This is a genomic window from Kosakonia arachidis (assembly GCF_900116535.1).
GTDB lineage: Bacteria > Pseudomonadota > Gammaproteobacteria > Enterobacterales > Enterobacteriaceae > Kosakonia > Kosakonia arachidis.
Window position 1 is genome coordinate 1,534,959 of record NZ_FPAU01000001.1, and the last position, 11,573, is coordinate 1,546,531.

General features: G+C 50.1%; 9 protein-coding genes and 2 pseudogenes. 7 read left to right on the forward strand and 4 right to left on the reverse strand.

The window, feature by feature from the left end:
• Nucleotides 1–215 precede the first annotated feature (215 nt).
• From BM427_RS07435 to BM427_RS07455, 6 genes and pseudogenes are all read left to right on the forward strand, one after another.
• The gene (locus BM427_RS07435) at nucleotides 216–1,139 is read left to right on the forward strand and encodes a LysR substrate-binding domain-containing protein (protein WP_090120479.1); all 924 of its coding nucleotides are present in this window, start codon (nucleotides 216–218) and stop codon (nucleotides 1,137–1,139) included.
• Nucleotides 1,140–1,277: 138 nt separating this feature from the next.
• The gene (locus BM427_RS07440; protein ID WP_090120480.1) at nucleotides 1,278–3,575 is read left to right on the forward strand and encodes an FdhF/YdeP family oxidoreductase; all 2,298 of its coding nucleotides are present in this window, start codon (nucleotides 1,278–1,280) and stop codon (nucleotides 3,573–3,575) included.
• Between the two features lie 166 nt (nucleotides 3,576–3,741).
• Nucleotides 3,742–4,434, forward strand: coding sequence for a DUF2076 domain-containing protein (locus tag BM427_RS07445; protein WP_090120481.1), 693 nt, complete (start codon nucleotides 3,742–3,744; stop codon nucleotides 4,432–4,434).
• A gap of 345 nt (nucleotides 4,435–4,779) precedes the next feature.
• Nucleotides 4,780–4,908 (forward strand): annotated as a pseudogene (locus BM427_RS25945) (formate dehydrogenase accessory sulfurtransferase FdhD); the annotation flags it as partial.
• Between the two features lie 114 nt (nucleotides 4,909–5,022).
• On the forward strand, nucleotides 5,023–5,235 hold the full coding sequence (locus BM427_RS07450; RefSeq protein WP_090120483.1) for a YdgH/BhsA/McbA-like domain containing protein: 213 nt from the start codon (nucleotides 5,023–5,025) through the stop codon (nucleotides 5,233–5,235).
• A 157-nt stretch (nucleotides 5,236–5,392) separates the two neighbouring features.
• Nucleotides 5,393–5,638, forward strand: a pseudogene (locus BM427_RS07455) (transposase); the annotation flags it as partial.
• A 77-nt stretch (nucleotides 5,639–5,715) separates the two neighbouring features.
• Here BM427_RS07455 and BM427_RS07460 read toward each other — a convergent pair.
• The 4 genes from BM427_RS07460 to BM427_RS07475 all read right to left on the reverse strand — a co-directional run bounded on the left by BM427_RS07460 (nucleotide 5,716) and on the right by BM427_RS07475 (nucleotide 10,433).
• Nucleotides 5,716–7,410, reverse strand: coding sequence for a methyl-accepting chemotaxis protein (locus BM427_RS07460; protein ID WP_090120484.1), 1,695 nt, complete (start codon nucleotides 7,408–7,410; stop codon nucleotides 5,716–5,718).
• 153 nt (nucleotides 7,411–7,563) lie between these two features.
• Nucleotides 7,564–8,682 carry an S-(hydroxymethyl)glutathione dehydrogenase/class III alcohol dehydrogenase gene (locus tag BM427_RS07465; RefSeq protein WP_090120486.1) on the reverse strand — a complete coding sequence of 373 codons (1,119 nt, stop codon included), beginning with the start codon at nucleotides 8,680–8,682 and terminating at the stop codon, nucleotides 7,564–7,566.
• 32 nt (nucleotides 8,683–8,714) lie between these two features.
• The gene (locus BM427_RS07470; protein WP_090120487.1) at nucleotides 8,715–8,990 is read right to left on the reverse strand and encodes a metal/formaldehyde-sensitive transcriptional repressor; all 276 of its coding nucleotides are present in this window, start codon (nucleotides 8,988–8,990) and stop codon (nucleotides 8,715–8,717) included.
• Between the two features lie 348 nt (nucleotides 8,991–9,338).
• A complete protein-coding gene (locus BM427_RS07475) occupies nucleotides 9,339–10,433 on the reverse strand; it encodes a glycosyltransferase family 9 protein (RefSeq protein ID WP_090120488.1) in 1,095 nt (364 codons plus the stop codon).
• A gap of 715 nt (nucleotides 10,434–11,148) precedes the next feature.
• On the opposite strand from BM427_RS07475, the gene BM427_RS07480 reads away from it, so the two are divergent.
• A complete protein-coding gene (locus tag BM427_RS07480; RefSeq protein ID WP_090120489.1) occupies nucleotides 11,149–11,481 on the forward strand; it encodes a hypothetical protein in 333 nt (110 codons plus the stop codon).
• Nucleotides 11,482–11,573 lie beyond the last annotated feature (92 nt).

Below are 11,573 nucleotides of genomic sequence, written 5' to 3' on the forward strand. Positions count from 1 at the left end.
GGGCAGATAACGGATGCCGCTGAAGCGTAAAAAACATAACGAAAGATTATGGAAATCACCGAGAAAACCCATACCAAGTTGTAAGTTTCGTCACACTGCGGGGAAAATCCATTTGTAACTCAAATAGATTAGATGTTAAAAATATTTTGCAATCAAGTTATCAAAATAAATGCAATTACCTGTCACCGAATTCGCTAAGTTTTTAACATCATCTTATGGAAAAAAAAGGTCTCTTTTCACAGCGCATTCGCCTGCGCCATTTACATACTTTCGTGGCTGTTGCTCAACAAGGAACGCTGGGGCGCGCAGCTGAAACCCTTAATTTAAGTCAACCTGCACTGTCGAAAACCCTGAATGAACTGGAACAACTGACTGGCAAACGTCTGTTCGAACGCGGCCGTCTCGGCGCGCAGTTGACGCATGTCGGCGAGCAGTTTCTGACGCACGCGGTACGTGTGCTGGATGCCGTCAATATTGCCGGGCAGTCGCTGGATCATAAAACGGAACAAAAAAGCGATCTGATCCGTATCGGTGCCCTGCCGACTGCTGCACTGGGTATTTTGCCGGCAGTGATTGGCCAACTCCATAAACAACAGCCGGATCTTAAAATTCAGGTCGCTACCGCCAATAACGCGATGCTGCTGGCCGGGCTGAAGTCCGGTCAGCTCGATCTGGGCATTGGCCGGATGTCAGATCCAGAGTTGATGAGTGGCCTTAATTACGAGCTGCTGTTTCTGGAATCACTGAAACTGGTGGTGCGTCCAAATCATCCCCTACTGCAAAGTACCATCACGTTGAGCCGGGTACTGGAGTGGCCGGTGGTGGTATTGCCGGAAGGCACTCCCCCGCGTGATAGCGCTGAAGAGTTGCTGACCAGCCAGAATTGCAAACTGCCCGCTGGTTGTATCGAGACACTCTCCGCCTCGCTGTCACGTCAGTTAACTGTCGGTTTTGACTATGTCTGGTTCGTGCCGTCGGGTGCGGTAAAAGATGATTTGCGTCTCGGCTCGCTGATCGCCCTGCCCATTCCTTCACTGGGAGTCGGCGATCCGGTCGGTATTATCACTCGTGTTGATACGCCGTTGCCGCCCGCTGCGCATACGCTTATCAGCGCGATCCGTAAAACCATGCCGGGGTAACCCCGGTTTTAGTGGGTTCTTCTTGTTGCGCAAATGGTAAACATCTCATTAATTGTGTGATAAAAAGTGGTTGTTGATTAAGGGTTGTTGTTACGCAAAATAGGCTAACGCTGTAACACCCCACATCCGGAAGAACCAATGAAATTTAAAACAGCAATTAAACCCTACCACGCCGCTGCCGGTGGTCTGGGCTCTCTGGAAGCCACTACTCGCTTCGTCATTGACAGCAAAAATGCCCTCAAAAATATGCGTAACTTGTTGCGCATGAACAAAGCACGCGGCTTCGACTGTCCCGGTTGCGCCTGGGGTGATGATAATAAAAGTACCTTCAGTTTCTGCGAAAACGGCGCGAAAGCGGTCACCTGGGAAGCGACACGCCGCCTGGTTGACTCAACCTTTTTTGCGCAACATAGCGTCAGCGCACTTAATCGTCAGAGTGATTACTTTCTCGAATATCAGGGGCGCCTGACCGAACCACTGCGCTATAACCCGCAAACCGACCACTACGAACCAATCAGCTGGGACAATGCGCTGGCGATGATTGGCGAACATATTCGGGCAATGGATAACCCCAACCAGCTTGAGCTGTATACCTCAGGCCGCGCCAGTAATGAATCCTCTTACCTTTATCAGTTGTTTGGCCGCATGGTTGGTACCAATAACTTCCCGGACTGTTCCAATATGTGCCATGAAGCCAGCGGCGCAGGGCTAAAACGCAGCATTGGCGTCGGTAAAGGGACTATTCATCTGGTCGATTTTGATAAAGCGGACGCCATTTTCGTTTTCGGGCAAAATCCCGGTACCAACCACCCGCGCATGCTGCACAGCCTGCGTCACGCCGCCGATCGCGGTGCGCGTATTGTTACCTTTAACACCCTGCGCGAACGCGGTCTTGAGCGTTTTGCCGATCCGCAAAAACCGCTGGAAGTCGTCACCCCCATGGCGGGAAACATCAGCTCTTCCTACTATCAACCGAATCTCGGTGGTGATATGGCAGCGGTACGCGGGATCGCCAAAGCGTTGCTGGAAACCCAGCGTCGGCGTATTGCTAACGGCGAAAGTAGCATCTTCGCAGATGCCTTTATTGCTGAGCACACCCAGGGTATTGAAGCGTGGTTTGCGCAAATCGATGCGACTGACTGGCAAACCATTGAGCAGCAGTCCGGCCTCAGCCAGCAGCAGCTGCGTGATGCGGCAGCAGTCTGGCAGACAGCAGAGCGTGTGATCTGCACCTGGGCGATGGGCATTACCCAGCACAAACACTCGCTGGATACGGTGCGGGAAATTACCAACTTGCAACTGCTCGGCGGCCATCTGGGTAAACCGGGCGCCGGTTTGTGTCCAGTGCGCGGCCACAGCAATGTGCAGGGCAACCGCACGATGGGGATCGATGAAAAACCGCCGGTGGCACTGCTCGATAGCCTTGCCCACCACTTTCATTTCGAACCGCCGCGCGAGCACGGTCACCATACGGTTGAGGCTATTCAGGCGATGCTGCGCGATGAAGTGAAAGTGTTGCTGGCGCTGGGAGGTAACCTTGCTGCTGCCGCACCGGACACACCGCTGACCTGCGAGGCGCTGCGTCGCTGCGGGCTAACGGTCTATATCAGCACCAAACTCAACCGCAGCCATTTAATGCCGGGTAAACAGTCGCTCATTCTGCCGACGCTGGGCCGCACTGAAGAAGATGTGCAGGCTTCAGGCCGCCAGTTTATCACCGTCGAAGACTCCTTCAGTATGGTGCATGCGTCCGAGGGGATCGGCAAACCTCTGGCGGCAACGCAGCGCTCTGAAACGGCGATTGTCGCCAGAATTGCCCATGCGACATTAGGAACAGCGCAACTCGACTGGCTGGCTCTGGCCGCAGATTACAACCTGATTCGCGATCATATCGCCGCCACTATCCCCGGTTTCCAGAACTTCAATGCCCGTTGCGATGAACCCGGCGGTTTCTGGCTGGGCAATGCGGCGGCAGAGCTGCGTTTCAATACACCATCCGGTAAAGCGGAATTCAGTGCCGCAACGTTGCCTGACGCGGTCTGCCCGGAAATTGTCGCACCGTTTGTGTTGCAGACGTTACGTTCGCATGATCAGTACAACACGACGATTTATGGCCTCGACGATCGTTACCGTGGCGTTTATGGTCAGCGCGATGTGCTGTTTATGCACCCGGCTGATATTGCTGCGCTTGGCCTGAGCGATGGCGATCGCGTGGATATTGAAACCCTGGCCACTGACGGCGTGGTTCGCCGCGTGGAAGATTTCCGCCTCGTCGCCTACGATATCCCGCGTGGCAATCTCGCGGCTTACTACCCGGAGACGAACCCGCTGGTTCCTTTGACCCGTTTTGGCGACGGCACAGGTACGCCAACGTCAAAATCAATCCCCGTGGGCGTCACTCCGGCGCAAACACGTGCAACCCAGCGTATAGCCTGACCTTCAAAGCCCGCATTTGGGCTTTTTTCTTTCTGGATACCCGAAAACAGAACGGATTTCAGCCAACCTGCAACCAATCTTAAACAAACATTTCACTCACCAGACACAGGTTCTCGCCGCTGATAAACTACATGGTATCCACCCTGGAGAGCGGAAGGTTATTGTCATGCAATATGAAGAACAGCAACTCATCAACGGCCTTTTCGAACGTCTGAAACAGACCGGGCAGCAAAACAGCCAACGGGATATAGAGGCAGAGCGTCAGATCGCGGAATTTGTCAAACAGCAGCCTGCAGCTCCTTACTATATGGCGCAATCGATTTTGATTCAGGAAGCAGCGCTGAAACGCATGCAAGCCCGTGTTCAGCAGCTTGAAAGCGAATTGGCTGCGGAAAAAAGCAAACCCTCAACGGGAGGCAGTTTCCTCGGCGGTCTGTTTGGTGGCGGGAAAAGTGCCCCACAACCGAACAACAGCTGGAATACCCAGCCTCAACAGCCACCCGCTCAGGATTATTCACGGGCGGCGGCGGCGCCGGCCTCTGCTGCTCCCCACAGCGGCGGTTTTATGGCTGGCGCGCTGCAAACTGCCGCCGGTGTGGCCGGTGGCGTCGTGCTGGCCGAAATGCTGACCAGTATGTTCCACCAGTCGCGGCCTGAAGAGATCGTGAATATTATCGAAGAACCGGCAACGCCCGCCGGTGGTGAGTCGTTCCTCGGCAATCAGTACGACGACGTTAATAACGTCTCTGACAATCGCTTCCTTAACCAGGACGATCAGTTCGGCAATAATAACGACGCCTGGCAGAACGATGATTTCGATGACAACGACTACAGCAATGATGACGACAGCTTTATTTAACGAGATAAGCGTTGGATAGAAAAAGAGCCTTACGGCTAATGTCAGTCAGTTAAGCACTTTAATGAATATAAATTCATCATTATGCTTAGAAGGAAAACGAAGGAATCAGGGTTAAGCCCGTTTACTTCATCAGATTCATCAGAAGCCCGAATTATCGGGCCTCATTTCCTTATGTGACCGGCATTAGCTGCGGGCGTTTTTTTTAATCTATACCCGTCGTCACCTTTTCAGCACCATGAACAACCTGCCAACCGCCGCACTCACCCGTCCCCCTACACCCGCAGGCCACAGTACGTGGCGCACAACCCGTAAAACCAGTCAGCGGCTTTACGCTGTTCCGACGCAGCCGAATCGGTGGCCACAACGCTGACCATGGAAGTGGCGGAACGCTGTAAGCTGACGCGGGTGGTCTTTTGTAAGCCGTACAGGGCGACGATCTATACCCATCCGCCGCGTTTAATTATTAATCAGTAATTTTGAATAATGAGAACAAATCCTTCCGCTTTTTTTTGTGAGTGAACAGGTCTAGTATTTATTTCATCGAGGCGCATCGCCTCACTCCAACAAATTAACGTAAGGGTTTATATCATGAAAAGCATCAAAACTTTTGTCGCTGTTATCGCTCTGTCCGCTTCTTTCGGTTCTTTCGCTGCCCAGACTGTAAGCGTAACTGACTCGACGCTCAGCGGTGCAGAAGCACAAATCGCCGCTCAGGCTCATCAGGCAGGTGCTTCTTCTTATCACATTACTGAAGCTTACAACGGTAACCAGGTTCATATGACTGCCGAATTGACCAAATAAGTTGCAACACTGTCGAAAGAGCGCCTGCGGGCGCTTTTTTTTTATCTATACCCGCCGTTACCTTTTCAGCGCCATTAACAACGTACCAACTGCCGCGCCCACCCGTACCCCCTACACCCGCAGGCCATAGTAACGTGGCGCACAACCCGTAAAAGATCTGCCGGATAAACTCACTGTCCGGTTAATCAGCCGGAAGGTTAACGGCACGGAACGACAGGTTGTCACATCGATGACGGATGCGATGTGTTATCCGGCGGCAGACATAGCGGAACGGTATAAACACCGGTGGGAAATAGAACTGGGTTATCGGGAGGCAAAGCAGTTCCTGTGCGGCAACCTCGTAAATTACCTGAAATAGTCAGACAGGAACTGTTGGGGGATACTGCTGACGTACAACCTGGTTTAAAAACAATGCCGGTCACATTAAGTGACCGGCATTAGGCCTAACGGCCTCTTTTCTTTTGCATATTACCAGGATTATCAGAAGGTTTCCCAGTTATCGCCATTTGCCAGCGCAGTACGCTGCGGTTTAAACGGTTTTGCCGTTGGCGAAGACGTGCTGTTCTGGCGCTGCGGCGCAGCACCGGTCAGGCGGAAAGCCCCTACCGCTTCGGTCAGACGCGCGGCCTGCTCTTCCAGCGAGGCGGCTGCGGCGGACGCTTCTTCTACCAGTGAGGCGTTTTGTTGCGTTACATTGTCCATTTCCGTGATCGCCTGGCTCACCTGGGTGATACCTTTGCTCTGCTCATCGGATGCCGCCGCAATTTCCAGCATGATATCGGTTACGCGTTTCACCGCCGTCACAATCTCATCCATCGTTTCGCCAGCAGAAACCACTTCACCGGAGCCTTGCTCAATCAGGCTGACGGATTCACTGATCAGCGCTTCGATCTCTTTTGCCGCCTGCGCACTGCGGCTCGCGAGTGTACGCACTTCGCTTGCCACCACAGCAAAACCGCGCCCTTGTTCACCGGCACGCGCCGCTTCTACTGCGGCGTTGAGCGCCAGGATGTTGGTCTGGAAGGCAATGCTGTTGATCACCGCAGTAATTTCAGAGATTTTACGTGAGCTGGTGGTGATATTGCCCATCGTCTGCACCACGCCGGAAACAATTTGTCCGCCTTTGGTCGCTTTACCGGACGCGTCGCGTGCCAGACCGCTGGCATGGTGTGCGTTATCGGCGTTCTGTTTCACCGTCGCGGTTAATTGTTCCATGCTGGCGGCGGTTTCTTCAATTGCCGCAGCCTGCTGCTCGGTGCGCGAAGAGAGATCAGTGTTACCGGCGGAGATTTCGCTGGTACCACGATAGATCTCTTCCGCCCCCTGGCGAACGCTGGCCACGGTAGTGATCAGCGAGTGCTGCATCGCCTGCAAATCCTTGCTCAGACGGCCAATCTCACTGCGGCCAGTCGGTTCATCCGCAACGGTCAAATCACCGGAGGCAATGCGCGCGATACGTTGCGCCGCACGCTGCAGTGGATTGATCACCACGCGACGCAGCACGGTAAACGTGATGACCGTCAGCACCAGCGCAAACGCGAAGGCGGCAGCCATGAAAATAAGCCCTAGCTGCGTACGGCTGTGCGCCAGTTTGGTCAGGTGCTCTGCACGCTCGGTTCGGATACTAATTGCCTTCAGCAGCACAGTGTTATACGCGGCATCAAGCTGGCGCGCCTGCTCGCTTTCATGATTGATAATAGCTTCAAACATGCCGTTTTTCGCGTATTTCAACATCGGCTGCATGCCTGCGATGTAGGCATTAAACAGGCGAGTCAGATCGTCATCCAGCGCAACGTCCTCTGGCGTTTTAACTTCGCGCGCCATATAAACCTTGAAGCCATCCTGCGATTGTTGAATACGTTTTTCTGCTTCTGTGATGTTATTTTTCATGTCTTCCATTTCGGCGATACGGCTTGCCGCGCCGGCATGGATCAGATTAAGACGAGCTGTACGTAAGTTATTAGAACTATTAGATAATCCCATACGCACCTGGATTTCCTGCGTCACATCACGCTGATCACGATCCGCTTGCATCAGAAAATATCCCGCCAGGCCGGAGCTGAATGCAAACAGCACCAAAATGCCGCCGAGAATGAAGGAAAACAGGGGAACCAATCGAATATTGTGCATAAATCCAATGCCTTGCGTTCTTTGCATTGCTGCTTTTTTATCCATGGCTATTGACTCTCATATTTGTCTAATGCGTTCATCACGATGATATATATGCATCGGCAATAATGGGATTTTTCTTATGGAGAAAAGCGTAACAGCGATCACAGATTTGGACATTGGTAGCGCCAGCGTTTGCACCGCTGGCGTGAAGCAAGGTTAGTTATCGCCGAAATGGATAACGGTACGGATAGATTTACCTTCGTGCATCAGATCAAATGCGTCATTGATTTGCTCAAGCGGCATACGATGGGTAATGAATGGATCGAGGCGAATTTTGCCCGCCATCGCATCTTCCACCATGCCAGGCAACTGGCTGCGGCCTTTCACGCCGCCAAATGCGGAACCGCGCCATACGCGACCGGTCACCAGCTGGAACGGACGGGTGCTGATCTCCTGACCCGCACCCGCAACGCCGATAATCACGCTTTCGCCCCAGCCTTTATGGCAGCACTCAAGCGCAGAACGCATGACGTTAACGTTACCGATACATTCAAAACTGAAATCAACGCCGCCGTCGGTCATCTCGACAATCACATCCTGAATCGGACGGTTGTGCTCTTTCGGGTTGATAAAGTCGGTTGCACCCATCTCTTTCGCCAGCGCGAATTTGTCCGGGTTGGTATCGATAGCCAGAATCCGGCCAGCTTTTGCCTGAACCGCGCCCTGAATCGCCGCCAGACCGATACCGCCAAGGCCGAAGATCGCCACGGTATCGCCCTCTTTCACTTTCGCCGTGTTATGCACGGCGCCGATACCGGTGGTGACACCGCAACCAAGCAGACAGACTTTATCCAGCGGTGCCTGCGCGTTCACTTTTGCCAGCGAGATTTCCGCACATACGGTATATTCGCTGAAGGTACTGGTACCCATATAGTGGAAAATCGGCTCGCCATTGTAAGAAAAACGGGTGGTACCGTCCGGCATCAGACCTTTACCCTGCGTGGCGCGTACAGCCTGGCAGAGGTTTGTTTTTCCGGATTTACAGAACTTACATTCACCACATTCTGCGGTATACAGCGGAATGACATGGTCGCCCGGTTTTAGACTGGTCACGCCCTCACCGACTTCAACGACAATTCCACCGCCTTCATGGCCCAGCACCGCCGGGAATACACCTTCCGGATCGTCACCCGACAGCGTAAACGCGTCGGTATGACACACCCCGGTATGCGTGATACGTACCAGCACTTCGCCCTTTTCCGGCGGTGCAACGTCGATTTCGACGATTTTAAGAGGTTGACCCGGCCCGAAGGCAACGGCTGCACGTGATTTCATAAGTCTCTTCCTTTTTGTGAATACCTTGATGCTTATTTTAGATAAGAGCGCAAAAGATGACCGACTTCTGCCATACGAACCGCACGCTGGTCCGCAGTGGTGTCACCGTTGACCAGCTCATCTTTAAGGTGAATTTCAACCATTTCGCCCATCAAGCCGTTGGCAGCGCCACGCACGGCAGCGATTTGCTGCAAAATGGCGATGCAGGGCTCGCCGCTTTCCAGCGCACGTTCAAGCGCATCGACCTGACCGCGGATGCGGCGCACCCGTGTCAAAACGCGTTTCTTGTCTTCTGGTGAATGGGGCATACGACCTCCTGTAGTACTATAGGGGAGTATACTAAATTTTTTATGTATCGCTGTAATATTTATATTTTCGGTATTTCTTATGAGGAATACCGAAGGTCAGAAAGAACAGTTGGACATATGGATGTCACAAAAGGCAGAAAAAATGACGGGACAAAGCTCTGGCGTAGTGTGCTGACAGAGCTTAAAAATCGGGGTCTCACGATATCCCCGCTTCGCGGCAGACATCCCTGATGCTACGTCCGGCTTAAACGGACAACAGCGCGGCGATGGTCTGGTGCTCAAATCGTGCCTTGCACATAGCAAGCAAGCTCCTCAAAGGGCATGAGTGCTGCGTACACGTTCACAAAGTCACCACGCGTCAATGACTTCACTGATTGCTGTCATTACATTCTCAGCAGTAATGATGCTCATAGGCTGCGCAGAGGTCATTACGTCATCATTGTCGTTGCAAATATGTATAACCTTGTGCAGATGTGGGTCTTGCAGAGGGCCTGTATGCGCAGGATTCGCTGTCACAAACAAACTTACTGTTTTTATTTGTAATGCAACAGCAAGGTGCAACGGTCCAGTATCCCCGGTAACCAGTAAGTCAAAACCAGAGATAGTCTCTACAAGTTCGCGCAATGAAACCTTTCCGACACAATCGGTAATCGACTCACGTTCAATTTCCGTCATACCTTCCATAAATTTTTTTGAAAGTTCAGCCTCATTCGGTGAACCAATCAATACGATTTCAATATTACGTCCAGAATTGATTAACAGTTTGGCAAGTTCGTTGAATCTTACTATTGGCCACTGTCTTTGGATTTTAGATGCTCCAAGCTGAAACCCAATCACAAGGGTATTGTGTTTTTTCGTTTTTGTTTCAAATGAAAATGGGATTTTCATTTGAATGTTCGTTGTATCACACCCCATAGATTGAATTAAGGATAATTTCCTTTCGATAATATGCCAATCAAATCTAACAGCAGACAATGAAGTCACAAACGGCCTCATGGCAAAGTCGCTTTCATTATAAGCGTCCTTGAATATATATTTTGCACCTGCAAGGTTTGAAATAAGTACATCATATGGACTTTTTGAATGAAGTATAACAATAACATCAGGCACATCTTTTTTTAAAAGAGACACAACTTTCAAGATACTTTTAAATTGTTGGTCCCAATAAATCACACGTTCAAACCAGGGAGAACCCTCAACAAGATTTTTATTTTTATGACTTGACACCAATGTTATTCGTGCATTTGGAAACTTTGATTTGATTGACAAAATAGCGGGTGTGTTAAACATAAAATCACCCAGAGCAGTAGTGGAAAATATTGCTATACTTTCCACTTTTTCACTGGGATCAAATTTATCGACAGATAGCCTATTTCCCTTAATCAATCGGTATGCTGACAATAAAAATGAAACTAATGCAACCTTTACTTTCTTTGAGGACATGTTCTAACCCACCCAATGCTGTTCCTGGGGCCGATTATAACATACTGAATCGTATCTAATCCAATGAGTTCATCGTGTCTGAGGCCACCTGCTCTCCGGCGATTTACGGGTATCGATCGGTTGGTAAGAATGTGGAACGTCTTCCACTCAACTAACAGTAGCGCAGCTTATTTTGTTGAAATATTCATATCTACAGCATCCAATGCAGTGCAATCGTAGCAGCATTAAGCAAACACCTTTATTCTTTCTCAATTTTGGTTATTAATTCGCCTTTGAATATTCATTGCTGATGACATCCTCCCATCAAAAGTTCACTCAATATAAATATTAATTCCTTCGACAGCATCAGACGGATCTTAAAGGAAGTAACAGGACGTCTGAAACGGTTTCAGCCAACACACGTCAGTCTGAAAAATTGTCTTCGGATATATCATATAAAGTACAGTGCTGTTCGTTATATGTTGCTTACTTGTGAATTTTAATTAGCCATGAAAGAGTATCATCATGTAATTAATTTTCTTTGGTTAAATAAACCGCAACATAACAACCAATAACGTCACAACCTTGTTTTGTATCAAGATTTATTGCAAAGCTTATTAAATATTAGCCGCCTGCGCCTGTTTAAATGAAATGTATTAATAGGGAATGGATTCTCACTTCCATATTTGTTAAATTTTTTTTGCCCAGGAGAAAAAATTAACCGCAAGGAGCAAATATGCGCTGGAGCATTACGGAAACGCTGGTATCACCGACAACCAAAACTGCCTTTGCGCTGGCCCGCAACACGCCAGGATTGATGATCATTTTCTGGTATAAGGGTAATTACTTTTTACGCCCTGATAATATATTATATACGTACCAGGAACACCTCACCGTTGATGGAAAAGAATGTGACTTTGATATTATTCATACCCTGCCCTTTTTCCCTTGTGTCTGGCAAACACTGAGAAAAGGTTGTCGCTGCCCAGGTAATGAGAATATTTCGCTAAGAACGTGTGATCATCAAAAAAACTGTGCGTTCGATATTTGTCCCTATGGTATAAAATGATCAAGTGATTATTGGATAATTTAATTATTCACTCGCAATAAGATAACTTTTATAGGGCATGAACTATGAGTTCACCTCATTCAATACATAAC